Here is a 24639-nt window from a genome sequence, read left to right as displayed (position 1 = left end):
CGCCGGCGCACACTCCGGCCCGACCATGGAGGCGGGCGGTCGACGGCGTCGTGCCCGACGGAGCGGGCCGGTGCCCGGGAAGCGACCGGCCGCCCCTCGCACGGGCCGAAGCCACCGGCCTGTGCTGGAACCGGACCTACCGCAGAGGGCCGGGGACGAGGTTCTGGATCACGTCCGCGCAGACGGAACACGCTTCCGCACCACGTGCCGAAGCCCTCAGCGTGACAGCATCGGCCGCTGCGGCGATACCGCGCAGACTGCGGCCGGACTCCTGGAGAGCCATCGGTTTCCCCCAGTGGAAAGATCTGATGTCGCTGTCATTCGTGGAAGGTTGGGCAAGGACGCTCGGCAGGCCGGAAATCTGCCTTTGAAACCTCTGGCAGCAACTATGCGAACGCTCCGCCGCCTCGGACAAGGCAGCCAACCCCTCGGATAGGCGCACTTCCGGGAAGTGAGGGATGTAAAGAGTGATGGAGGGGTGTGAATCGGGCGGAACCGTCGAGGGGTCGCAGGGCCTCCGACCCGTCCCCCAGCGGGTAGTGCAGGGCCGGCTCGGAGGCGGGCCCCAGGGCGACGGGCCGTACCTCGACGGGCGGGCGGCGGGCATGGGGGAGGCCGATGCCCGCACGTCGCGCGCGCCCAGGGTGAAGGCGACCGGTACGGGAGGGGCATGGAGCACGGGCGCCGTCGTGAGGTCGCGGGAGGCGCGTCGCACCGAGGCGAGCATCGTCGTCAGGCCGTGTTCCACGACGAGGGTCTCGGCGAGGGGCCCGATCGCCTCCAGGGGCGGTTCCTCGCCCTGCCCGTACCCGAGGGTGAGTGTCACGTCCTGCTCGATCCCGGCGGTCGTGCGCGTCACCCGGATCCACGCCAGCGCGGGCCGGCCGGGGTGCCCCGTCACGAGCAGGTGGGTGGGCTCGAGGGCCCGGTCACGGGCCAGATCGGTCAGCCGGTGCGGCGACCAGGGCAGGTTGACGGGTTCCGCGGTGCCCCAGCCGGCCGGGGCCGAGCCGGTGAGCGCGCGCCAGGCCGTCTCGAGCGCCTCGCCCAGCACGGTGTCCTCGTGCGCGGGGAGCGTCGCGCCTGCCTCGGGCCCGGCCGCGTACAGGCCGGCCAGCAGGGCCCAGGCGTCCGGCATCGTCGGGTGAGGGTGATGACGTTCTTGGTCACGAGGCTCCCTCCTCGCCGGTTCCGGCCAGCGCGGTCTGGACGAGCCGGTGGCCCGCGCTCGCCCCGGCCGAGGGCCGGGAAAGTTTTTCGCGAGGACCGTACAACCTTCCCCGCACCTCGCGGGTCGTACTTGCTGTCGGGACTTCTGCGGGGAGACCCGGGAGGATCCGAGATGTTCTGACGGGGGAGGGAACGAGGGGGCCCGGCCATGTGCCGGGCCCCTCGAAGTTTCTCCGCGTCGAGGAGGATTCCTGAGAACGGCTCTGCCCGCCGAGTCGGATGTCAGTGGCGGCTGGCAGCATGGATCATGAACCGGATCATCTCGTACAGCACAGCCGACAAGGCCGATGTCCTGGGCTTCCCCGGAGCCGCCGGAAACCTCACGTCCGACCGGCAGCGCATCCTCGGCGGGGTGCGCGACAGGGCGCGGAGAAGCCGGCTGGAACTCGACCGCCAGGGCATCGACTGGGGTCTGTCGGTCCCTGACGCCCTCGAACACCTCCTGGCCGGTCACGCGAGTTCGAACGCGGAGTACGCGGCCGGCGCCTACCACCGTGCTCTCCAGCACATCATCGACTGCAACGCGTCCGATCCCTTCGAGCAGGGCGTGTACTCCAAGCCGTCCACCTTCTTCGGCCTCGTCGACGAAGAACTGCGCCGCCTGGGCGTGAGCGCTGATCTGCTGCTGCACGAGCACCTGTTCTCGGGGCCACCGAAGGAGATCCCCTTCCCCATCCCCCACCCCGTGGACGGCCCGCACATCGGCATACTTCCGTTGGCCAAGGCCAAGGCCAAGGCCAAGGCCAAGGCCAAGGCCGCCGCCGACGCCTACCGTGCCGTACTGGACCGCATGGAAGAGGGATTCCGGTACGACGTCCAAGAACTCGTCGAGAAGCTCGAGACCGAGCACAACGAACGGGAGTACGCGACGCAGAACATCGACTGGTACACCCAGGACACCCTCTTCCTCTCCATCACCGGATGACCGATCCAGAGGCGACGCCCGTCATCACCATCGAGGGCGATGACAGGGCGCGAGCGTCACGGAAGTGCCGACGGATCCTTGCGGGCCGTCCCTCAGAAGAACACCCCGCACCGCAGCAGCACGTTCGCGTACGGCCGTGCCTCGCCGGTGCGGACGACGAGCCGGGCGCCGGCGGTCAGTTCCTTGAGGCGTTCGTGTGGGACCAGGTCCAGGGCGGGGAAGTGGCCCGCCAGCAGGTCCGCGGCCTCGGGGTTGGCCCGGCGGATCTCGGTGGCGGCCGTCGCGCCCTCGATCACCAGCTCGGCCAGCAGCCCCTCCAGGACCTCCGCGAAGGACGGCGCCCCGGCCCGGAACGCCAGGTCCACCACGCGCGGCCCGTCCGGGACCGACATGCCCGCGTCGCACACCAGCACCCGGTCCGTGTGGCCCAGTCCGGCCAGCGCGCCGCACAGGTGCCGGTTCAGGATTCCGCCCTTCCTCACAGCGCCGCGACCTCCTCGGCCGTCGGGAAGGACGCCTGCGCGCCCTCCCGGGTGACCGTCACCGCCCCCACCCGGGCCGCGTAGGCCGCCGCCTGGGCCAGGGACTCGCCCAGGCCCAGCCGCCAGGCCAGCGCGGCGGTGAAGGAGTCGCCCGCACCCGTGGTGTCCACGGCCCGGACCTTCACGGAGGGGATGCGGGAGACCCCGTCGGACGAGGCCACCAGCGCGCCCTCGCCGCCCAGCGTCACCACCACCGAGCGGGGGCCCTTCGCGAGCAGCAGCCGCGCCCAGTCCTCGGGCTCCTCACCGGCACGGGCCGCCTCGCCGAGGATCACCTTCGCCTCGTGCTCGTTGACGATCAGCGGGTCGCAGGCCGCCAGCACCTCGCCCGGCAGGGGCCGCGGCGGTGACGGGTTCAGTACCAGCCTGCTGTCCGGCGCCAGCGAACGCGCCACCTCCACCACCGTCCCCAGCGGGATCTCCAACTGGGTGGAGACCACCTTGGCGGCGTGGAAGAGGCTCCCGGCGGCGCGTACGTCGTCAGGCGTCAGCCGGCCGTTGGCGCCCGGCGAGACGACGATGCTGTTGTCCCCGGACGGGTCCACCGTGATCAGCGCGACGCCGGTGGGCGCCCCGCCCGCCACCACGCCGACCGTGTCGACCCCGGCCTCCCGCTGCGAGTCCAGCAGGAGCCGCCCGTGGGCGTCGTCGCCGACCCGGGCCAGCAGGGCCGTCCGGGCGCCGAGCCGGGCGGCGGCGACCGCCTGGTTGGCGCCCTTGCCGCCCGGGTGGACGACCAGGTCGGAGCCGAGCACCGTCTCCCCGGCGTCCGGCCGGCGTTCGACGCCGATCACCAGGTCGGCGTTGGCCGACCCCACGACCAGCAGGTCGTAGTCGTACATGGAAGGGCTCCCCACGTGGTCGTCATGTCGTCATACAGTCGCCGCACAGCCGCACAGCCGCACAGCCGCACAGCCGCACAGCCGCACAGCCGCACAGCCGCACAGCCGCACAGCCGCACAGCCGCACAGCCGCACAGCCGCACAGTCATACAGTCGCCGCGCGGTCGCGCGGTCGCGCAGTCGTACGGTCGCCGGGGGCGGCCGGTCGTGACAACCGACCGCCCCCGGTTCTGATCCCTCGTCGGCGTCGGCCGCTGAACCCGGCCACGTTCTCCTTCGTGACCACCTTCACCGGAACCGTCACCGTCTCGTCGATCTTCCTGCCCTCGGCGGCGCGCAGCGCGTTGTCCACCGCGATCCTGCCCAGTTCGCGCGGCTGCTGCGCGACGGACGCTTACAGCGTGCCCTCCTCGACCGTCTTGAGCCCGTCCGGCGTGCGGTCGAAGCCGACGACCCGGACCGACTTCCCGGCGCTGAAACCGAACGCCCCGGCGCCCTGTCACACCCCACCGGTACCGTCGGACCATGTCCAACCAGTCCGCAGCGGCCCCCGGGGATCGGCGTCTCGCCACGCTCGAAGGCGTGCTGGAGCGCATCACGTACTCCAACGAGGAGAACGGCTACACGGTCGCCCGCGTCGACACCGGCAGAGGCGCCGGCGACCTGCTCACGGTCGTCGGGGCGCTGCTCGGTGCGCAGGTCGGGGAGTCACTGCGGATGGAGGGCCGCTGGGGGTCGCACCCGCAGTACGGGAAGCAGTTCCACGTCGAGAACTACACGACACTGCTCCCGGCCACCGTCCAGGGCATCCGGCGCTACCTCGGTTCCGGGCTGGTCAAGGGCATCGGGCCGGTCTTCGCCGACCGCATCACGCAGCACTTCGGCCTGGACACCCTGACCGTCATCGAGGAGGAGCCCAAGCGGCTCATCGAGGTCCCCGGCCTCGGGCCCAAGCGGACCAGGAAGATCGCCGACGCCTGGGAGGAACAGAAGGCGATCAAGGAGGTCATGCTCTTCCTCCAGACCGTCGAGGTGTCCACCTCCATCGCCGTGCGCATCTACAAGAAGTACGGGGACGCCTCGATCTCCGTGGTGAAAAACCAGCCGTACCGGCTGGCGTCCGACGTCTGGGGCATCGGCTTCCTCACCGCCGACAAGATCGCCCAGTCCGTCGGCATCCCGCACGACAGCCCCGACAGGGTCAAGGCGGGCCTGCAGTACGCCCTCTCGCAGGCCACCGACCAGGGCCACTGCTATCTGCCCGAGGAGAAGCTGATCGCCGACGCGGTGAAGCTGCTCCAGGTGGACACCGGGCTCGTCATCGAGTGCCTCGCCGAGCTGGCCGCCGAGCCGGAGGAGGGCGAGGACCCCGGAGTCGTACGGGAGAAGGTCCCCGATCCGGAGGGCGGCGACCCGGTCACCGCCGTCTATCTCGTCCCCTTCCACCGTGCCGAACTGGCCCTCTCCGCCCAGCTGCTGCGCCTCCTGCGCACCGGGGAGGACCGGATGCCGGGCTTCCGGGACGTGGCCTGGGACAAGGCGCTGACCTGGCTGAAGGGGCGTACCGGGGCCGACCTCGCCCCCGAGCAGGAGGCCGCCGTGAAGCTGGCGCTCACCGAGAAGGTCGCGGTCCTCACCGGCGGCCCCGGCTGCGGCAAGTCCTTCACCGTCCGCTCGATCGTGGAGCTGGCCCGCGCCAGGAAGGCCAAGGTGGTGCTCGCGGCCCCGACCGGCCGCGCCGCCAAGCGCCTGGCCGAGCTGACCGGCGCCGAGGCCTCCACCGTCCACCGCCTGCTGGAGCTCAAGCCCGGCGGTGACGCGGCCTACGACCGGGACCGTCCGCTGGACGCCGACCTGGTGGTGGTCGACGAGGCGTCCATGCTGGACCTGCTCCTGGCCAACAAGCTGGTCAAGGCCGTGGCCCCCGGCGCCCACCTCCTCTTCGTGGGCGACGTCGACCAGCTCCCCAGCGTCGGCGCGGGCGAAGTGCTCCGGGACCTGCTGGCCGACGGCAGCCCCGTCCCCGCCGTCCGCCTCACCCGCGTCTTCCGTCAGGCCCAGCAGTCGGGCGTGGTGACCAACGCGCACCGGATCAACGCCGGACAGCACCCGCTCACCGACGGCATGAAGGACTTCTTCCTCTTCGTCGAGGACGACACGGAGGAGGCGGGCCGGCTCACCGTGGACGTGGCGGCCCGGCGCATCCCGGCGAAGTTCGGGCTCGACCCGCGCCGGGACGTCCAGGTCCTGGCCCCCATGCATCGCGGCCCGGCCGGCGCGGGCACGCTGAACGGCCTGCTCCAGCAGGCCGTCACCCCGGGCCGCCCCGACCTGCCCGAGAAGCGGTTCGGCGGCCGGGTCTTCCGCGTCGGGGACAAGGTCACCCAGATCCGCAACAATTACGAGAAGGGCGCGAACGGGGTCTTCAACGGCACCGTCGGCGTGGTCACCTCACTCGACCCGGTCGACCAGCGGCTGACGGTGCTGACGGACGAGGACGAGGAGGTGCCGTACGAGTTCGACGAACTGGACGAGCTGGCCCACGCCTACGCGGTGACCATCCACCGCTCCCAGGGCAGCGAGTACCCGGCCGTCGTCATCCCGGTGACCACGGGAGCCTGGATGATGCTGCAGCGCAACCTGCTCTACACGGCGGTGACCCGCGCCAAGCGGCTGGTCGTCCTCGTCGGCTCCCGCAGGGCGATCGGACAGGCGGTACGCACGGTCTCGGCCGGCAGGCGCTGTACGGCGCTCGACTTCCGGCTCGCGGGCGCCTGAACCGTCGTTGTTGCCGCCCGTCGCCCCACCCCGGAAGAAAAATGATCGATCAAATGAGTCAGGAACGTCACAGAGGCCTTCCGGAAGCGGAACGCAAGAGGCAGGATGGGCAAGTTGGCGGCACTCAGTGCCGCCAATAGGCCCGATGGTCGACCCCGAGTGCACTCTCCTGAGCCAAGTGGGGGATGGTAGAGACAGTCAGGGCACCTCGAAGATGAGGCACTACGTCGGTGAGGGAAGACGTGAGCGACAACTCTGTAGTACTGCGGTACGGCGACGGCGAGTACACCTACCCGGTGATCGACAGTACGGTCGGTGACAAGGGCTTCGACATCGGGAAGCTCCGAGCCCAGACCGGCCTGGTGACGCTGGACAGCGGCTACGGCAACACCGCCGCATACAAATCCGCGATCACGTACCTGGACGGCGAGGGAGGCATCCTCCGTTACCGCGGGTACCCCATCGAGCAGCTGGCCGAGCGCTCCTCCTTCCTGGAGGTCGCCTACCTGCTGATCAACGGCGAGCTGCCGACCGTCGACGAGCTCACCGCGTTCCAGAACGAGATCACGCAGCACACCCTGCTGCACGAGGACGTCAAGAACTTCTACCGGGGCTTCCCGCGCGACGCCCATCCGATGGCCATGCTGTCGTCGGTGGTCTCGGCGCTGTCGACGTTCTACCAGGACAGCCACAACCCGTTCGACGAGCGTCAGCGCAACCTCTCCACGATCCGGCTGCTCGCCAAGCTTCCGACGATCGCGGCCTACGCCTACAAGAAGTCGATCGGTCACCCGTTCGTCTACCCGCGCAACGACCTCGGCTACGTCGAGAACTTCCTGCGCATGACCTTCTCGGTCCCGGCCCAGGACTACGAGCTCGACCCGGTCGTGGTCTCCGCCCTGGACAAGTTGCTCATCCTGCACGCGGACCACGAGCAGAACTGTTCGACCTCCACGGTGCGCCTGGTGGGCTCCTCGCAGGCGAACATGTTCGCCTCGATCTCCGCCGGCATCTCCGCCCTGTGGGGCCCGCTGCACGGTGGCGCCAACCAGTCGGTGCTGGAGATGCTCGAGGGCATCCAGGCCGACGGCGGCGACGTCGACTCCTTCATCCGCAAGGTGAAGAACAAGGAGGACGGCGTCCGTCTGATGGGCTTCGGCCACCGGGTCTACAAGAACTTCGACCCGCGCGCCAAGATCATCAAGGCCGCCGCGCACGACGTGCTGTCCGCCCTCGGCAAGTCCGACGAGCTGCTGGACATCGCGCTCAAGCTGGAGGAGCACGCGCTCTCCGACGACTACTTCGTCTCGCGCAGCCTCTACCCGAACGTGGACTTCTACACCGGTCTGATCTACCGGGCCATGGGCTTCCCGACCGAGATGTTCACGGTCCTGTTCGCCCTCGGCCGCCTGCCGGGCTGGATCGCCCAGTGGCACGAGATGATCAAGGAGCCGGGCTCCCGCATCGGCCGCCCGCGCCAGATCTACACGGGCGTGGTGGAGCGCGACTTCATCCCGGTCGAGGAGCGCTGACCGAACGCGCGAGCCGCGACACGGGCACAAGGACGGATGGCACACGTCCACCTCACCTCGAGGGACGACGTGCCATCCGTCCTCGGCCGGCCGGGTCGGGGCGGGGACGGTCGGGCCGGTGTGCCGACGCGTGTTCCGTCGGAAAGCAGAAGGCGCCCTGCGCCGGTCCCCCCACGGGCCGACGTCAGGGCGCCTTCCCATGTCCCGGTGCGGATTCCCCCCACGGGATCCGGCCGGGCGTCTGTGAAGATCAGCGCCTGAATCGCTGTCTGGTGAGCACGGTGAGCGGAGCCCACGGCACTCGTGCGGTCTGCCGGGACGCGCACCGTCGGGAGGGCCGCTCAAAGCTCTCCGATGTACGTGCCCCGGCAACGCAGCTCCGGGAAAGTCCCCCAAGACATTCCCGGATGCCAGGTCGCGCCCCCCAAGACGCTTCCCGACATCGCCAACTTAGACCTTCGGACCCCTTCGATGGTTACGTTCACGTCACTGTGATCTGCGTCTCTTGCATGTGTCCGGTAGGTGCACAAGGTGCCTGAATTACCGACGCGCCCCAAGCGTAAGGATGATGCGCGAGCCTTGTGAAGAGCTTATGTGAAATGTCGTACCGGACTCCAGGGGTTGAGGTCGGTTGAGACCTCAATGAAACGAGCGTGGCCGCAGGCTGTGGGCGGCAGCGGCAGCGGCAGCGGCAGCGGCAGCGGCGGAGGCGGAGGCGGAGGCGGAGGCGGGGGGTGCGCCGGCGTCAGGCGGGGCCGACGAGCTCGAAGCCGGCCTCGTCGACGGCGGCGCGGACGGCCTCCTCGTCGAGCGGGGTGTCGGAGACGACGGTGACCTCGCCGGTGGCGGCGACGGCCTTCACCGAGTCGACCCCGGGGATCCCGGAGATCTCGCCGGAGACGGCGCCTTCGCAGTGGCCGCAGCTCATGCCGCTCACCTTGTAGACGGCGGTGACGGAGCCCTGGGTGTCGGTCTGGGCGGTCATGTCGTTGCTCCTCGTCGAGGCGTATGGGGTCGAGGGGGCCCGCGGGGCCGGGGCCTCCACGTTTCAGACTATACCCCTAGGGGGTATTAATCCACGACCAGCGGGTCGAGGTAGCGGAACAGGACGTCCTTCAGTTCCTGGACATAGGCCTCACGTTCGGCGCCCTCGTGGGCGAGGATCAGCTCCAGGCCGCCCTTGTAGAGGGCCACGCACATCCGGGACGTACGGGTGATCTCCCCGGTGCGGGCGTCGGGCAGGAACGGGGTGAGCAGCGCCTCGACCCGGTCGACCAGGGCGGCGTGCAGGGCGTCGTGCTCCTGCGCCATGGCGCCGGGGACGTCGGGGCCGTGCATCAGGGTGAAGAAGACCGGGTGGCGGCAGTTGAAGTCGACGAAGCGGTCGACGGCCGCCGCGACGGCCTCCTCCAGGGGGGTCTCGGGGGCGATCGGTCGCAGAGCCGTCCCGTAGGTCTCCCGCATCTCGTGCATCAGCCGGTCGCTCAGCTCGACCGCGATCGCTTCCTTGTTCGGGAAGAACTGGTACAGGGTGCCGGGGGAGACGCCGGCCTCGCGGGCGATGGCGTTGGTGCTGGCCGCCGTGTACCCGGTGGTGCAGAAGACGGAGGCGGCCGCCTCGAGCAACTGGGCGATGCGCCGCTCGCCGCGGGCCTGCCTGCGGCGGGGCCGCTCGTCGGCTGCCTGCTCCATGTCGGTCCTCTCTGGCACGTGTCCCCCCGTTTCCTCGCCGCGCGAAGACTTCCGCAGGTGTTTCCGTGCGCGCTTTCCACAGCGATTGACAAACGCGAGCGGGTGCTCGCATTCTGGTGAAACACGAGCGACCTCTCGTGTTTGCCAGTTTATGGCAACGGCACAGCCATGCCGCCTGCCCGCGCATCCACGTCTTCGCGGACTGCGAGGCCCCGGACCAGCAAGGTGCACGAGCGGGACGCACGGAGCAGTCGCCGGGGCAGGGCCGGCGCACGGTTCCACGGTAAAAGGGGGACACCGCAGGATGACCGAAGTCAACGAGCCACCACGCGTCGGAGGCTGGACCCGGTTCGTGACCGCCCGGCCGCGGCTCGCCCTGCTGGCGGCGCTGGTGCTCACCGTGCTGGCCGTGCTGGCCGGCAGCGGCGTCGCCGACCGCATGAGCAGTGGCGGCTGGGAGGACCCGGCCGCGGAGTCCACCTACGCGACCCAGGCCATCGAGCGGGAGTTCCCCGACTCCCGGCCCAACCTCCTGCTGCTCGTCGACGCGGGCGAGGCCTCGGTCGACGACCCGGCCGTCGCCGCCGAGGCCGCGCGGCTCACCGAGCGCCTGGCCGGCGAGGAGGGGATCACCGGCGTCGGCTCCTACTGGCAGACCCGCTCACCCGCCCTGCGCGCCGAGGACGGGCGCGAGGCGCTGATCGCCGCCCGCGTCACGGGTGACGAGACGACCATGGGCGAGACCCTGGACCGCATAGCCCCCCTGTTCCGTGGCGAACAGGGCGTGGTGGAGGTCGGCGTCGGCGGCCCGGTCGCCGTGCGGCACGAGATGCAGACGATCATCCAGGAGGACCTGCTGCGGGCCGAGCTGATCGCCCTGCCGGTGACGCTCGTGCTGCTGGTGATGGTGTTCGGCAGCGCCGTCGCGGCCCTGCTGCCGCTCGGCATCGGCATCGTCGCGATCCTCGGCGCCAACGCGATCCTGCGCGGGCTCACCGAGTTCACCGAGGTGTCGGTGTTCGCGATGAACCTCACCACCGCGCTCGGCCTCGGCCTGGCCATCGACTACGCGCTCTTCATCGTCCGCCGCTTCCGCGAGGAGCTGTCCGCCGGCGCCGAACCCCTCACCGCCATCGGCACCACCCTGCGCACGGCCGGGCGCACGGTGCTCTTCTCCGCCCTCACGGTCGCGGTGTCCCTGGCGGCGATGCTGCTCTTCCCGCAGTACTTCCTGCAGTCCTTCGCCTACGCCGGCATCGCCGTGGTGCTGCTGGCCGCGACGGCGGCACTTATTCTGCTCCCCGCCGCGCTGATGGTCCTCGGCCACCGCGTCGACGCCCTGGACCTGCGCCGCCTGCTGCGCCGCAAGCGGCCCGCGAAGGCGCCCGGCGAGGAAGGCGCCGCCTGGGGGCGCATGGCGACGCTGGTGATGCGCCGGGCGCCGTTCTTCGCCCTGGGCACCACGGCCGTACTGGTCCTGCTCGGACTGCCCTTCCTGGGCGTGAAGTTCGGCACCGCCGACGACCGCCAGCTGCCGTCCACCGCCCAGTCCCGCGTGGTCCAGGACCACATCCGCGAGGGCTTCCCGGGCAGCCCCGGCGGCGGCCTCGAAGTGCTCGCCGAGGGCCGCGCCACCGAGGCCCAGTACGCGGCCTACAAGGAGGGCGTCGCCGGACTTCCCGAGGTGGTACGGGTCGAGGGGCCGCTGGTGAAGGGCGACGCCGCGTACTTCACGGTGCTGCCCAAGGGCGAGGCCGTCGACGACCCCGCCCAGCGCCTGGTGGGCGATCTGCGTGCGGTGGACGCCCCGTTCGACACCAGCGTGACGGGTGCGGCGGCCGTGCTCGTCGACTCCAAGGACGCCATAGCCGAGCGTCTGCCGATGGCGGCCCTCTTCATCGTCGTCGTCACCCTGTTCCTGGTGTTCCTGCTCACCGGCAGCGTGCTGATACCCGTCCAGGCGGTGCTGCTCAACGCGCTGAGTCTGACCGCCATGTTCGGCGCCATGGTCTGGGTCTTCCAGGACGGCCACCTCTCCGGCCTGCTCGGCTTCACCAGCCCCGGCTCCATCGAGACGACCCTCCCGGTCATCATGTTCTGCGTGGCCTTCGGCCTCTCCATGGACTACGGCGTGTTCCTGCTCTCCCGGATCAAGGAGGAGCACGACCTCACCGGCGACCACGAGCAGGCCGTCCGGCACGGTCTGCAGCGCACGGGAGGGCTGATCACCGCGGCGGCCGTCATCCTGGCGGTGGTCATGGTCGCGATCGGCACCTCGCGGGTGACCAACACCAAGATGCTCGGCCTGGGCATCGCGCTGGCCGTGCTGATGGACGCGATGATCATCCGCAGCCTCCTGGTCCCCTCGGTCATGCGGCTCGCCGGCCGGGCGACCTGGTGGGCGCCGGGGCCGCTGCGCCGGTTCCACGAGCGGTTCGGGCTCAGCGAGGGCGAGTCCGCGCCGGGAGCCGGCGGGACCGGGACCGGAAGGGCCGGGTCCGAGCCCGGGTCCGAGCCCGGGTCCCGGTCCGAAACCGAGCCGACCCGCACGACCGTATGACCACACCGGGCGACCGGAACGACTGAACGACTGAACGGCTGTGCCCCACCTGCGTGGTGGGGCACAGCCGTGGTCGCGGGTGGTGGGACGGGGCTCAGCGGCGGGGCCGGTTGCCCGGCCGGGAGGCCACCCAGCGGCGCACCGTGTCCGCGTACCAGTACGGCTTGCCGCTCTCCACGTGGTCGGGCGGGGGCAGCAGGCCGTGCTTGCGGTAGGAGCGGACGGTGTCCGGCTGCACCTTGATGTGCGCCGCGATGTCCTTGTAGGACCACAGACGTCGGTCGGTCATGCGTCGTACCTCCCCGCGCGCACCACGGAGGCGGCCAGGGATCGGCCGTCAGGGGGAGCCGGGTGCTGCGCTGGCGATCACCAGGCGTTCTGCCCGGTGAACGACGCCCTACGGGTGCGGAGCCCCGTTGTGCGCCGGGCGTGACGGAAAAACCGCGTACGCGGGACATGCGCGACACGAGCGGGATGTTTGTGACACACGTGATGCAAAGGTGCGTGCCGGTCCCCCGGCGGGGCGGGTTGACCCGCCCCGCGACCGGACTCCGTCGGCATCACCCGTCCGTGCCGGGTGCGCGGGCGCCGGGTGCGTGCGGGCCCGTTCCGGGGACGTACGGTCAAGATCTCATCCGAATGTCCGGACAAAGCATTGACAGGGCTTCGCCTCCACGACTAGAAACCGTGGGAGAGCCGTGCGGGGACGACCACGACGAGCCACGAACGCCGCCGCCGGCCTCCGTACCCCGGGGCGCCCTGACGGCCCCGGCACCGATCACCTCCGGCGCGGGCGGCCGCTTCGCTTTGGCAGGAGCGAAGTGCGGCGACGACTCCCCGCCCGCTACGGCCCCGCGCCGGAGGTTTCCCGTCCGCCACCGATATGGGCGCTCCCGGGGTGTTCGCGGCGTGGGCGCGTACCACGGACGCGGTACGGGACAGCGGGTGCGTACGCCTGGAGGAGGTGGCGAGGTCGGTCTGCGGTCGGCATCGGGCCCACAGGTCGACCCCGTACCGTTGACGCATGGATCTTCGACTGCCCGGACCGCGATGGCCCAGGTCATGGCGTCCGCGACGGACCGTCGCCGCCGTGGCCGCCGTCGTCGTGCTCGCCGGGGCCGGCACCTGGACCGCCGTCGCCTCCGACGACGTGCCCCCGGTGGACCGGGCCGACCGCGTCATGACGGTGGCCGACGAGGTGCGCATCGACACCTCGTACTTCACCGCCGGCCCGGCCGGCCGCCGTCCCGCCGTCCTGCTCGGGCACGGCTTCGGCGGCAGCAAGAACGACGTGCGGCAGCAGGCCGAGGAGCTCGCGCGCGAGGGGTACGCGGTGCTCACCTGGTCCGCGCGCAGCTTCGGCGAGTCCACCGGGAAGATCGGGCTGAACGACCCGGACGGCGAGGTCGCCGACGTCTCCCGGCTCATCGACTGGCTCGCCGAGCGGCCCGAGGTCGAGCTGGACGGGGACGGCGACCCGCGCCTCGGCATGGCCGGCGGCTCCTACGGCGGCGCCGTCGCGCTGCTCACCGCCGGGCACGACGACCGGGTGGACGCCATCGCCCCCGCGATCACCTACTTCGACCTCTCCGAAGCGCTGTTCCCGGACGGCGTGTTCAAGAGGCTGTGGGCGGGCATCTTCGTCAACTCCGGCGGCGGATGCGAGAAGTTCGAGCCCGAGCTGTGCCGGATGTACGAGCGGGTCGCCGAGTCCGGCATCCCGGACGCCCGGGCCGTCGAGCTCCTGAAGGAGCGGTCCCCGTCCGCCGTCGCCGACCGCATCGACGTGCCGACCCTGCTGATGCAGGGCCAGTCCGACTCCCTGTTCCCGCTCGGCCACGCCGACGCCGCCGCGCAGGCGATCCGCGCGAACGGCGCCCCGGTCGACGTCGACTGGATCGCCGGCGGGCACGACGGCGGCGACCCGGAGGGGGAGCGCCTCCGCGCCCGGACCCGGGCCTGGTTCGACCGCTACCTGAAGGGCGACGAGGGCACCGACACCGGCCCCGCCTTCCGCGTCAGCCGCACCGGGGGCATCGACTCCACCGACGGGCAGGCCGTACTGAGCGGCGCGAGCGCGGACCGCTACCCGGGCCTGACCGGCGGCGGGAAGGCCTTCCCGCTCACCGGACGCGAGCAGAGCCTCGTCAACCCGGCCGGCGCCAGTCCGCCCGCCGTCTCCGCCCTGCCCGGCCTCGGCGGCGCCGGCGGCCTCTCCCAGCTGTCGTCCCTCGGCGTCGGTGTCTCCCTGGACTTCCCCGGCCAGTACGCCCGCTTCGAGTCCGCCCCGCTCACCGGCGACCTGCGGATCACCGGCTCGCCGACCGCCACCGTGCACGTGAAGTCGACCAGCGACGACGCCGTCCTCTTCGGCAAGGTGTACGACGTCGGCCCGGACGGCCGGCAGCAGGTGCTGCCCTCCCAGCTGGTCGCACCGGTCCGGGTGGAGGACGCCAAGGCGGGCAAGGACGTCACCGTCACGTTCCCGGCCGTCGACCACGAGGTCCAGCAGGGCCACCGCCTGCGGCTGGTCCTCGCCTCCACCGACCTGGGCTACGCCTCCCCGGCCGCCCCGGCCACGTACACCGTCTCCCTGAAGAGCGACCTCACCGTGCCCACCGCGCCCCAGGTGGACACCGCGGCGGCCCCGCTGCCCTCCTGGGTGTGGTGGCTCCCGCTCGCCTCGGCCGTCGTCGCCCTCGCCCTGGTGCTGAGCGGCCGCCGCCGTACGGCGGCCACGCCCCCCGATCCCGGACTCGCCGGCGTACCGCTGCAGATCACCGGCCTCGGCAAGCGCTACGCCCGCTCCGCCGACCGGTACGCCGTACGGGACCTGTCGTTCCGGGTGGAGAGGGGCCAGGTCCTCGGCCTGCTCGGGCCGAACGGCGCGGGCAAGACCACCACCCTGCGCATGCTGATGGGGCTGATCAAGCCCGACGGCGGCGAGATCCGCGTCTTCGGTCACGCCATCCGGCCCGGCGCGCCGGTGCTCTCCCGGGTCGGCGCCTTCGTCGAGGGCGCGGGCTTCCTCCCGCACCTGTCCGGCCGGGAGAACCTGGAGCTGTACTGGCAGGCCACCGGCCGCCCGGCGGAGGACTCCCACATCGAGGAGGCCCTGGAGATCGCGGGCCTCGGCGACGCCCTCGCCCGCGCCGTGCGCACCTACTCCCAGGGCATGCGCCAGCGACTCGCCATCGCGCAGGCCATGCTCGGCCTGCCGGACCTGCTCATCCTCGACGAACCGACCAACGGCCTCGACCCGCCCCAGATCCGCGAGATGCGCGAGGTGATGATCCGGTACGCGGCCGCAGGCCGCACCGTGATCGTCTCCAGCCACCTGCTCTCCGAGGTCGAGCAGTCCTGTACCCACCTCGTCGTCATGGACCGCGGCCGGCTGGTCCAGGCCGGGCCGGTGCAGGAGATCATCGGCTCCGGCGACACCCTGCTCGTCGGCACCGGGTCCCCCGTGGACGAGCCGCTCGCCGGGAAGGTGGCCGCCCTGCCGGGCGTCGCCTCGGCGGTCCTCACCGACGACGGGCTGCTGGTCCGCCTCGACGCCGACGGCACCGCCCCGCGTCTGGTCGCCGAACTGGTGCGGCTGGAAGTGCCGGTGGCGTCGGTCGGACCGAACCGCCGCCTCGAAGACGCCTTCCTCACGATGATCGGAGGTTCCGCATGAGCGCGCTCGACGAACGGACCGGGCCCGCCGGAACCGGGCAGCCGGCCGGCGGCCCGGTGGAACCGGTGGAGGTCGCCGACGGCTACCGCGCGGGCCGCACGCTGCCGCTGCGCGTCGAACTCGTCCGGCAGCTCAAGCGCCGCCGCACGATCGTCATGGGCGCGATCCTCGCCGCCCTGCCGTTCGTGCTGGCCGTCGCCTTCGCCGTCGGCGGCGAGCCGGAGGGCCGCGAGGGCCGGGTGACCCTGATGGACACGGCCACCGCGTCCGGCGCCAACTTCGCCGCCGTGAACCTGTTCGTCTCCGCGGGCTTCCTGCTGGTCGTCCCCGTCGCCCTGTTCTGCGGGGACACGGTCGCCTCGGAGGCCGGCTGGTCCTCGCTGCGTTATCTGCTCGCCGCCCCGGTGCCGCGGATGCGGCTGCTGTGGTCCAAGCTCGTCGTCGGCCTCGGGCTCAGCCTCGCCGCGATGGTGCTGCTGCCGGTGGTCGCACTGCTCGTCGGCACGGCCGCCTACGGCTGGGGCCCGCTGCAGATCCCCACCGGCGGCTCGCTGGACCCCGCCACGGCGGCCCAGCGGCTCGTGGTGGTCGTGGCGTACGTCTTCGTGTCCCAGCTGGTCACCGCCGGGCTCGCGTTCTGGCTGTCGACGCGCACCGACGCCCCGCTGGGCGCGGTCGGCGGCGCGGTCGGCCTGACCATCGTCGGCAACGTCCTGGACCAGGTGACCGCCCTCGGCGACTGGCGCCACTTCCTGCCCGCGCACTGGCAGTACGCCTGGGCCGACGCCGTCCAGCCGACCCCGCAGTGGTCCGGCATGATCCAGGGCACCGCGGTCTCGGTGACGTACGCGCTCGTCCTGTTCGCGCTGGCCTTCCGCGGCTTCGCCCGCAAGGACGTGGTCTCCTAGGTCGGGCCCAGGGCGGCGGAGGATCACCCACCGGTCTCGGCGGGCGCGTTCCGTGCCCGCCGAGACCCATCCGCAACGCCCCGTGGTGCACGTTCCGCCCGGCCCCGGCGTCACAGTCGAGAAGTCGACGCCAACGGCACGAGGGGGAACGCACGATGAAGCACACGACGGTCCGGACACCGAACGGGACAGGGGCGACACGACAGGACGAGGCCCGGACCCGCCACCGGACCCCCCGGGGAACCCGCCGCCTCCGTGCCGCGCTGGTCGCGCTCACGGCGGCGAGCGGCCTGCTGCTCACCGCGTGCGGCGGTGGGAACGGGGACGGCGGCAAGGTGTCCGACTCCTCGTACGAGGGCGGAGGCGGGCCCGGGGGAGGCATCGGCGGCCGGGGCGGTGACGCGGCCGCCGATGCCTCCCCCGGGCCCGACGGCACCCGCGGCACCGACCGGCAGCGCGAGGGGGAGCAGGACGGGCGCCGGGACATCGCGCCCGTCCCCGACCACCTGTCCACCTTCGCCCTCGACGTCGACACCGCCTCGTACGGCTACGCCCGGCGCACCCTCTCCGAGGGCAGGCTGCCCGACCTGTCGACGGTCCGGCCCGAGGAGTTCGTCAACAGCTTCCGGCAGGACTACGAACGCCCGGACGGCGACGGCTTCACGGTCACCGTCGACGGCGCCCGCACCGACGAGGACGACTGGTCCCTGGTCCGCGTCGGCCTCGCCACCCGGTCCGCCGGGCCGGGCGAGGACCGCCCGCCCGCCGCCCTCACCTTCGTCGTCGACGTCTCCGGCTCCATGGGCGAACCGGGCCGCCTGGACCTTGCCCGGGGATCCCTCGCCACCATGACGGACCGGCTGCGCGACGAGGACTCGGTCGCGCTCGTCACCTTCAGCGACGAGGCCGAGACCGTCCTGCCGATGACCCGCCTCGACGGCAACCGGGGCGAGATCCACGACGCCGTCGACCGCCTGGAGCCCGCCCTGTCCACCAACCTCGGTGCGGGCGTCGAGACCGGCTACGAGACCGCCGTCGAAGGGCTGCGCAGGGGCGCCACCAACCGGGTCGTCCTGATCTCCGACGCGCTCGCCAACACCGGTGACACCGACGCCGACACGATCCTCGAACGCATTGGGGAGTCCCGCCGCGAACACGGCATCACCCTCGTCGGCGTCGGCAGCGACTACGGCGACGCCCTCATGGAACGCCTCGCCGGCAAGGGCGACGGCCACACGGTGTACGTGTCCGACGCGGAGGAGGCCCGCGAGGTCTTCAGCGAACAGCTGCCGCGCACCGTCGAACTGACCGCCCGCGACGCGAAGGCCCAGGTCGCCTTCGACCCCGGGACGGTCGCCGAGTTCCGCCTCGTCGGCTACGACAACCGCCGGGTCGCCGACGAGGACTTCCGCGACGACGACGTGGACGGCGGCGAGGTCGGCCCCGGCCACACCGTCACCGCCCTGTACGCGGTCCGCATCCGGCCCGGCGCCTCCGACGGCCACCTCGCCACGGCCACCGTCCGCTGGCTCGGCCCCGACTCCCGCGCCCCGCACGAGGAGAGCGGCGACCTGGAGGCCGGCGACCTCGGCGACTCCGTCTGGACCGGCGCCCGCGGCCTCACGGTCACCGCCACCGCCGCCTACTTCGCCGACGCCCTGCGCACGGACGGCCGCCGCCACCGAGCCCTGCCCGGCGCCCCGCGCCTGGACGAACTCGCCGGCCACGCGGCCGGCCTGGCCGACCGCACCGAGGACGAGGACCTCCGCGACCTGGCCGAGGCGATCCGTACCGCCGACCGCCTCTACTGACGGGGCCACACCTCCGCAGGGCCCGCCCGGCCCGCCCGGGCGGGCCCACCCCGTTGACTTGTTCTTACGCACCAGTAAGTTTACTTCGAAGTAAGTGAGCGGGGCGGCACCAGTACGACCGCATCAGCCGCGACCGGGAGCCGTCATGGGTGTACGCAAGGACCTGAAACGGGCGAAACGACGTACCGACCTGACCGCCCGCACCAGGGCCGGGACCACCCGGGACGAGCACGGCGTCGTGCGCGAGGTCCGTACGGAGGTCCTCGCCCCGCCGCCGGCCACCGGCAGCACCGCCGACATCCCCTTCACCAACGCGGCCGAGGCCCCCGACGACGTCGTCCTGCGCCGCGAGCGGCACGACACCTGGCACGCCGTCACGGCGGCGTCCTTCGCGCAGGAGGTCACCGCCGTGGCCAAGGGCCTCGTCGCGGCCGGCCTCGTACCCGGCGACCGGGTCGCGGTGATGTCCCGCACCCGCTACGAATGGGCGGTCCTGGACTTCGCGATCTGGTCCGCCGGCGGCCAGAGCGTCCCGGTCTACCCCACCTCCTCCGCGGACCAGGTCGAATGGATCGTCCGCGACTCCGGCACCCGGTTCGTCGTCACGGAGACCGGGCAGAACACCGCCACCGCCGCCCTGCCCGAACCGCCGCGCACCTGGGAACTCGACGCGGACGCCCTCGCCCGCCTCACCGCCCTCGGCCGGGACGTCCCCGGCGCGGAGATCACCGAACGCCGCACCGCGCTCACCCCCGGCACCACCGCGACGATCTGCTACACCTCCGGCACCACCGGCCGCCCCAAGGGCTGCGTCCTCACCCACGCCAAACTGCTCGCCGAGGCCGCCAACACCGTCGAACTCCTCCACCCCGTGTTCAAGGAGGTCACCGACCAGACCGCCTCGACCCTGCTCTTCCTGCCGCTCGCCCACATCCTCGGCCGCACCCTGCAGATCGCCTGCCTGATCGGCCGCATCGAGACCGGCCACTGGCCGAGCATCAGCCCCGCCGAACTGCGGCCCGCCCTCAAGCAGTTCCGCCCGACCTTCCTCGTCGGCGTCCCCTGCCTCTTCGAGAAGATCCACGGCACCGGCCGCGCCACCGCCGAGGAACTCGGCCGCGGCGCCTCCTTCGAACGCGCACACCGCACCGCCGTCCGCTTCGGCGCGGCCCACCTCGACCGCTTCCTGGGCCGCGGCAAGGGCCCCGGCCCCGGCCTGTACGCCGCCTGGGCGCTGTACGACCTGCTGGTCTACCGGCGCGTGCGCAAGGAACTCGGCGGCCGGGTGCGCTACGCCATCAGCGGCGGCTCCCCGCTGGAACGCGACCTCAACCTCTTCTTCTACGCGGCCGGCATCCTCGTCTACGAGGGCTACGGCCTGACCGAGACCACGGCCGCCGCCACCCTCGTCCCGCCGCTCGGCCCCCGCCCCGGCACGGTCGGCCTGCCGGTCCCCGGCACCGCCGTCCGCATCGCCGACGACGGCGAGGTCCTCGTCCGGGGCGGCATCGTCTTCGGGGCCTACCGGAACGACCCGGCCGCCACCGCCGAGGTGCTCGACGACGGCTGGTTCGCCACCGGCGACCTCGGCTCCCTCGACGAGGACGGCTATCTCACCATCACCGGCCGCAAGAAGGACGTCCTCGTGACCTCCGGCGGAAAGAACGTCTCCCCGGCAGTCCTGGAGGACCGCCTGCGCAGCCGCCCGCCTGTCGGTCAGTGCCTGGTCGTCGGCGACAACCGCCCCTACGTCGCCGCACTCGTCACCCTCGCCCCGGAAGCGGTCGGGCACTGGCTGGCAGTACGCGGCGTGCCCGCCGGCACCCCCTGTCCGAGGTGATCGAGGACCCGCGGATGCGCGCCGACGTCCAGAGGGCCGTCGGCCACGCCAACGAGGCCGTCTCCCGCGCCGAATCGATCCGCGCCTTCACCCTCGTCGAGGGCGAGTTCACCGAGGAGAACGGGCTGCTGACCCCGTCCCTCAAGGTCAAACGCCGGGCGGCGCAGGCGGCGTACGCACAGGAGATCGAAAAGCTGTACGCCCGAGGGGCGGGCGAAGGGCGGACCGGTCCGCCTAAGGGGCCAACCGGGTGAACCTGCGCAACTGTTTCGCGTGCGTCGGGTTGATGAAGCAGTAGGGCACGCGACGCCACGAGAAAGGAACGCGCTGTGCTGCTCCGTCCGCGGTTGCACGGGCTTGTCCCGCAGGCACTCCCGCCTGCGGGTCGAGGGCCGGACACGGGAGCCGCTGTCGACGCCGGGTCCGCCGCCGTCGGGCCTCCGGGTGTTCTTCCCGACGCATAGCACGCTGTGGCGTCCGACGCGCCGGCCTCCCGGCTCCGCCAAGGCCGGCTTCGGACGTCGATCTCCGTGCCCGGGCCGGCTTTCCACCTCTTCAAGCAGGAAGACCACGACATTGCGACAGACCCTGAGCAGGGGAGCGTTCGCGGCGGCCGCCGCCACGGGCATTCTCTCGCTGTACGGCGCCCCCGCCCTCGCCGACACCCACGCGGAGGGAGCCGCCACGAACTCTCCCGGCGTGCTGTCGGGGAACAACGTCCAGGCACCCATCGAGGTGCCGGTGAACGCGTGCGGCAACACCATCGGTGCGGCCTCCGCGCTCAACGCGGCCTCCGGCAACACGTGCGTCAACGGTTCGCACCAGGACGACAGGTCCGACCACCGGGCCTCCGGCACCTCGCAGGACCGCTCCGACGGCGGCGGTGGCGCGTACGCGGAGGGAGTCGCCAAGGACTCTCCCGGCGTGGCGTCCGGGAACAACGTCCAGGCACCCGTCCACGCCCCGGTGAACGCGTGCGGCAACTCCGTCAACGTGGTCGGGGCGCTCAACGAGGCCTCCGACAACACGTGCGTCAACGGTTCGCACCAGGACGACAGGTCCGACCACCGGGCCTCCGGCACCTCGCAGGACCGCTCCGACGGCGGCGCGTACGCGGAGGGAGTCGCCGAGGGCTCACCCGGCGTGCTGTCCGGGAACCTCATCCAGCTCCCCGTCCACGCGCCGGTGAACGCGTGCGGCAACTCCGTCAACGTGATCGGGCTGCTCAACTCCGCCTACGGCAACGACTGCGGCAACGGCCACACGCCGGACGAGCCCGGCGACGAGCCCGAGACACCGCTGTCCCCGCCCGACCGTACGCACACCCCGCCCGCGCACGAGACCCACACGCCGCCCCCGGCCCCCGGCGAGGAGCCGCCCCACCTGGCCGAGACCGGCAGCGACAGCGTGCTGGCCGCCTCGGCCGCCGGTGCGAGCCTGCTCGTGGGCGGGGCACTGCTGTACCGCCGCGGGCGCGCCGCCCGCCGCTAGCGGTTCCAGGAGCCGGACCCCACCCCGGCCGGCTCCGACGACCCGCCCGGCCGCATGCCCCCGGGACCGGTCCGGGCCACCGTTCGAGGTGGCCCGGACCGGTCCCGGGGGCTGCTCCGTCAGCCGCTCACCGGCGCCGGGGACTCGGTCCTGCTGCTGCCTCCGGGGACGGGGAGCGTCGCCCCGCGCAGCGGAGTCGCCCTGAGCCGACGGCGTACGCCCTGGACGAGGGTGGGCGCCGTGAACGTCGCGCCGTGGACGAAGCGCATGGCCGGCCCGAACCCGGAGGCGGTCACCAGGCCCGCGAGGAACAGGCCGGGGTGGGACGACTCGAAGCCGCGCCCGGTGGCCGGGGAGCCGTCGGGCAGGACCGCCAGCGCCCCGCGCAGTTCGGCGGAGAGCATGCCGAGCCGGTCGCGCTGCGCCCGGAACCCCGTGGCCGCGATCACGTGCTCGGTCTCCAGGGCACCCGCGGTGCCCTCGCGGTTCATCGTGTCCAGCCGTACACCGCCCGGCACCGCGCAGGCCGCGGTGACCCGGTGGCCCGGCAGCAGCTCCACCGCGCGCTCCACCCGCTCCCGCACCCACCACGCGCCCGCCGGCCCCAGCGCCGTCGCCGCGATGCGGGCCCGGGTCGGCTGCGGCAGCCGCCGGAAGAGGCCGGGACGCTCCGAGTAGAACCAGTTCCGCCAGCCGGGGCCGAGACCGCTGTGCGGGGAGCGGGCAGACTGCCACCAGGGGCGCTCCCAGGGCTGCGGAACATCGTTCCACACCAGCCGCTCCGCCCGCGCCAGCACCCGTACGCGGGTGCCCTGTTCGGCGAGCAGCGCCGCCGTCTCCAGCGCCGCCTGGCCACCGCCGATCACCGTGACGTCCTTGCCGCGGAACTGGTCGAGGCCGCTGTGGTGGCTGCTGTGCGTCACCAGCGACGGGTGCAGTTCGCGCAGGGCGGACGGGACCTCGATGAACGGCATCACCCCGACCGCCAGCGCCACCGTCCGTGCCTGCAGGGCCTCCCCGTCCGCGGTCACCACCGTGAAGCCGTGGGGACCCGACGACACCCGGGTCACCATGCGCTCGTCCACGTCCGGCACGGCGTGACGCGCGAACCACAGACCGTACGAAGCGAACTCCGCCACCGGAATCGGCTCGGCGTGACGGGCCGTCAGCCCCTGCTCCTCGCAGTACGCGGCCAGGCCCCAGCACCCGCCCGGATCGGAGAGGTTGGACGCCCAGGGCTCCGACTTCAGGAACATGCCCCCGGGCATGTGGTCCCGCCAGGACGCCATGGGCCGGCCGAACACGCGCAGGCGCAGCCCGGCGGCGGCCGCGTGGGACGCGATCGACAGACCGTACGGGCCGGCGCCGACCACCACAAGGTCGTACATCATCAACTGCTCGCTTTCTCGTTGTCGGTCGGGGAGGGGGAGGCCGCCCGGGGAATCCCGGGGGCCGCCGGGGCCTGCGCCGCCGCGCCGGATCCCAGCCGCTCCCGCAGCCGGCCGGACACATGGCGGGCCCACAGGGACCACATCGCCCGTCCGGGACCGCGGTCGTCCGCGGCGTACCAGGCCAGTTCGCGTCCGCCCGGCGCCGCACGCAGCACCGCGAGCGGCGCGTAGTTCTCCACCACGAACGCCCTCCCGGCCACCGGGTCCCCGTCCGGCAGCGGACGGCCCGTCAGGTCCAGGTGCAGGGCGCGTACGACGTCCAGTCCTGCCCCGTCCTCGAAGAGCCGGAACTGGGCGCCGGGGCGCGGGTTGAAGTCGAGCAGGTGGTAACGGCCCGTCGCGTGGCAGCGGCGGAAGTCGAGGTCGAAGACGCCGCGGTAGCCCAGCTCGCCGGTGAGCCGCTCGGTCAGGGCACGCAGGTGCGGGTTGGGGGCCCAGCTGCCCACCGCGGTCAGTCCCGCGCCACGCGGCCAGGCCAGCCGCTTGACGCCCGGTCCGCCGGCGTGCACGGCACCCGACCGGTCGACGTAGCCGTGGAAGAACCAGTCCCGGTCCGGGCCCGGCGGCAGATACGCCTGCAGCAGGAGCGGGCTGCCCGCCTCCCGGGTACGCAGGTACAGTTCCCGGGCCTGCTGCGCGGAGCGCACCAGCAGCGTGCTGCGCAGCCCGCCGCCGGCCGGCAGCAGCCAGGGCCGGCTCCACTTCGCCACCACCGGCAGCCCGAGCCGCGTCGCGTCGTCGGCGGCCCGCTGGGGGCTGTCGGGGACGAGCGTCGTGGGATGCGGAAGGCCCGCCGACGCGCACACGGCCGCCAGCTCCGCCTTGTCGGCGACGCGTTCGGGCAGCGTGCCCGGCATGTCCGGCAGGAGGTAGGAGGGGGTGAGGGCGTCCCGCAGGCGTCCCGCGGCGATCGCGCTCGCGTCGTCCATCGGGACCAGGACCGCGGGACGCGCGATGTGGTCGGCGACGCGGCGCAGCACGGCGAGGACGTCGCCCGGGGACGCTCCGGGCGGCGGCGGGGGATGCAGCCGGCGGACGTAGCGCGAGCTGCGCACGGGGCTCCGGGACTCGTCGGCGACGACGTGCACCTCCACTCCCGCCCTGCCCAGCGAGCGCACGGCCCCGAGCGTTCCGTGGTGGAAGGGATTCCGGTCGACCCGCAGAAGCACGGCGGGGACACGTGTGTCGAGCAGCGGCACGAACTCTCTCTTTCTTTTTGAATTCGCTCACCCGCACGGGCGAGCATGGCACTCGAAAGCCGCAGTGGCAGTGGCGCCGGGGGAATTCCTGTGACTGAATTTCGGATGACTGTTCGTCAATAAGGATTCCGGAGAAAGGAAGTCGGAAGGACGGACGGA

15 protein-coding genes and 3 pseudogenes are annotated in these 24639 nt (G+C 72.4%); 9 read left to right on the top strand and 9 right to left on the bottom strand.

The features are described 5' to 3' along the window. Positions 1-386: 386 nt before the first annotated feature. Positions 387-1138: pseudogene (locus TU30_RS17185) on the bottom strand (DUF6177 family protein). A gap of 339 nt (positions 1139-1477) precedes the next feature. Here TU30_RS17185 and TU30_RS17180 point away from each other — a divergent pair. Beyond that, positions 1478-2155 (top strand): hypothetical protein, encoded by a 678-nt coding sequence (locus tag TU30_RS17180; protein WP_042170889.1) that lies wholly within the window; start codon positions 1478-1480, stop codon positions 2153-2155. 92 nt (positions 2156-2247) lie between these two features. Here TU30_RS17180 and rbsD read toward each other — a convergent pair whose 3' ends face one another. From rbsD to TU30_RS34180, 3 genes and pseudogenes are all read right to left on the bottom strand, one after another. Further along, positions 2248-2637, bottom strand: coding sequence for a D-ribose pyranase (rbsD, locus tag TU30_RS17175; RefSeq protein WP_042170886.1), 390 nt, complete (start codon positions 2635-2637; stop codon positions 2248-2250). Continuing rightward, positions 2634-3539 carry a ribokinase gene (locus TU30_RS17170; RefSeq protein WP_042170879.1) on the bottom strand — a complete coding sequence of 302 codons (906 nt, stop codon included), beginning with the start codon at positions 3537-3539 and terminating at the stop codon, positions 2634-2636. The genes rbsD and TU30_RS17170 overlap by 4 nt, the downstream gene beginning before the upstream one ends. Before the next feature lie 253 nt (positions 3540-3792). Continuing rightward, a pseudogene (locus tag TU30_RS34180) lies at positions 3793-4026 on the bottom strand (substrate-binding domain-containing protein); the annotation flags it as partial. Positions 4027-4064: 38 nt separating this feature from the next. Here TU30_RS34180 and TU30_RS17165 point away from each other — a divergent pair. Both TU30_RS17165 and TU30_RS17160 read left to right on the top strand, forming a co-directional pair. Further along, positions 4065-6317 (top strand): ATP-dependent RecD-like DNA helicase, encoded by a 2253-nt coding sequence (locus TU30_RS17165; protein ID WP_042170876.1) that lies wholly within the window; start codon positions 4065-4067, stop codon positions 6315-6317. 242 nt (positions 6318-6559) lie between these two features. Further along, complete coding sequence (locus TU30_RS17160) at positions 6560-7849, top strand: citrate synthase (protein WP_042170873.1); 1290 nt, start codon at positions 6560-6562, stop codon at positions 7847-7849. 745 nt (positions 7850-8594) lie between these two features. Here TU30_RS17160 and TU30_RS17155 read toward each other — a convergent pair. Both TU30_RS17155 and TU30_RS17150 read right to left on the bottom strand, forming a co-directional pair. After that, on the bottom strand, positions 8595-8834 hold the full coding sequence (locus TU30_RS17155; protein ID WP_042170871.1) for a heavy-metal-associated domain-containing protein: 240 nt from the start codon (positions 8832-8834) through the stop codon (positions 8595-8597). A gap of 86 nt (positions 8835-8920) precedes the next feature. After that, positions 8921-9541, bottom strand: a complete 621-nt coding sequence (locus tag TU30_RS17150; protein ID WP_042170868.1) for a TetR/AcrR family transcriptional regulator — start codon at positions 9539-9541, stop codon at positions 8921-8923. Positions 9542-9845: 304 nt separating this feature from the next. Here TU30_RS17150 and TU30_RS17145 point away from each other — a divergent pair, with 304 nt between their 5' ends. Continuing rightward, positions 9846-12101: an MMPL family transporter gene (locus TU30_RS17145; RefSeq protein ID WP_078878326.1), complete on the top strand. Its 2256-nt coding sequence runs from the start codon at positions 9846-9848 to the stop codon at positions 12099-12101. A gap of 94 nt (positions 12102-12195) precedes the next feature. Here the strand turns inward: TU30_RS17145 and TU30_RS17140 are convergent, their stop codons facing one another. Continuing rightward, positions 12196-12390: an AlpA family transcriptional regulator gene (locus TU30_RS17140; protein WP_042170865.1), complete on the bottom strand. Its 195-nt coding sequence runs from the start codon at positions 12388-12390 to the stop codon at positions 12196-12198. A gap of 735 nt (positions 12391-13125) precedes the next feature. On the opposite strand from TU30_RS17140, the gene TU30_RS17135 reads away from it, so the two are divergent. The 5 genes and pseudogenes from TU30_RS17135 to TU30_RS38125 all read left to right on the top strand — a co-directional run bounded on the left by TU30_RS17135 (position 13126) and on the right by TU30_RS38125 (position 21830). Then, positions 13126-15780, top strand: a complete 2655-nt coding sequence (locus tag TU30_RS17135) for an alpha/beta fold hydrolase (protein ID WP_042170862.1) — start codon at positions 13126-13128, stop codon at positions 15778-15780. Then, a complete protein-coding gene (locus tag TU30_RS17130; protein ID WP_107068486.1) occupies positions 15777-16688 on the top strand; it encodes an ABC transporter permease in 912 nt (303 codons plus the stop codon). The genes TU30_RS17135 and TU30_RS17130 overlap by 4 nt, the downstream gene beginning before the upstream one ends. Positions 16689-16843: 155 nt before the next feature. Then, on the top strand, positions 16844-18499 hold the full coding sequence (locus TU30_RS17125; RefSeq protein ID WP_078878325.1) for a von Willebrand factor type A domain-containing protein: 1656 nt from the start codon (positions 16844-16846) through the stop codon (positions 18497-18499). A 145-nt stretch (positions 18500-18644) separates the two neighbouring features. Further along, a pseudogene (locus tag TU30_RS17120) lies at positions 18645-20593 on the top strand (long-chain fatty acid--CoA ligase). 322 nt (positions 20594-20915) lie between these two features. After that, positions 20916-21830: a chaplin gene (locus tag TU30_RS38125; RefSeq protein WP_042170860.1), complete on the top strand. Its 915-nt coding sequence runs from the start codon at positions 20916-20918 to the stop codon at positions 21828-21830. Positions 21831-21949: 119 nt separating this feature from the next. Here TU30_RS38125 and TU30_RS17110 read toward each other — a convergent pair whose 3' ends face one another. Next, positions 21950-23218, bottom strand: coding sequence for an NAD(P)-binding domain-containing protein (locus tag TU30_RS17110; RefSeq protein ID WP_042171367.1), 1269 nt, complete (start codon positions 23216-23218; stop codon positions 21950-21952). A 2-nt stretch (positions 23219-23220) separates the two neighbouring features. Continuing rightward, positions 23221-24480, bottom strand: a complete 1260-nt coding sequence (locus tag TU30_RS17105) for a hypothetical protein (protein WP_042170859.1) — start codon at positions 24478-24480, stop codon at positions 23221-23223. Between the last annotated feature and the right edge of the window lie 159 nt (positions 24481-24639).

It is taken from the genome of Streptomyces sp. NBRC 110035 (assembly GCF_000829695.1).
GTDB lineage: Bacteria > Actinomycetota > Actinomycetes > Streptomycetales > Streptomycetaceae > Streptomyces.
Note: the sequence above shows the minus strand (reverse complement) of the source record. Positions and strands in the feature narration are given on the sequence as shown.

What these genes read in the sequence shown, in the direction of transcription:
- TU30_RS17180 (WP_042170889.1), top strand. Translation starts at nt 1,478, where the DNA reads ATGAACCGGATCATCTCGTACAGCACAGCCGACAAGGCCGATGTCCTG.
- TU30_RS17155 (WP_042170871.1), bottom strand. Translation starts at nt 8,834, where the DNA reads ATGACCGCCCAGACCGACACCCAGGGCTCCGTCACCGCCGTCTACAAG.
- TU30_RS17150 (WP_042170868.1), bottom strand. Translation starts at nt 9,541, where the DNA reads ATGGAGCAGGCAGCCGACGAGCGGCCCCGCCGCAGGCAGGCCCGCGGC.
- TU30_RS17165 (WP_042170876.1), top strand. Translation starts at nt 4,065, where the DNA reads ATGTCCAACCAGTCCGCAGCGGCCCCCGGGGATCGGCGTCTCGCCACG.
- TU30_RS17125 (WP_078878325.1), top strand. Translation starts at nt 16,844, where the DNA reads ATGAAGCACACGACGGTCCGGACACCGAACGGGACAGGGGCGACACGA.
- TU30_RS17140 (WP_042170865.1), bottom strand. Translation starts at nt 12,390, where the DNA reads ATGACCGACCGACGTCTGTGGTCCTACAAGGACATCGCGGCGCACATC.
- TU30_RS17110 (WP_042171367.1), bottom strand. Translation starts at nt 23,218, where the DNA reads ATGTACGACCTTGTGGTGGTCGGCGCCGGCCCGTACGGTCTGTCGATC.
- TU30_RS17170 (WP_042170879.1), bottom strand. Translation starts at nt 3,539, where the DNA reads ATGTACGACTACGACCTGCTGGTCGTGGGGTCGGCCAACGCCGACCTG.
- TU30_RS17135 (WP_042170862.1), top strand. Translation starts at nt 13,126, where the DNA reads ATGGATCTTCGACTGCCCGGACCGCGATGGCCCAGGTCATGGCGTCCG.
- TU30_RS17130 (WP_107068486.1), top strand. Translation starts at nt 15,777, where the DNA reads ATGAGCGCGCTCGACGAACGGACCGGGCCCGCCGGAACCGGGCAGCCG.
- TU30_RS17145 (WP_078878326.1), top strand. Translation starts at nt 9,846, where the DNA reads ATGACCGAAGTCAACGAGCCACCACGCGTCGGAGGCTGGACCCGGTTC.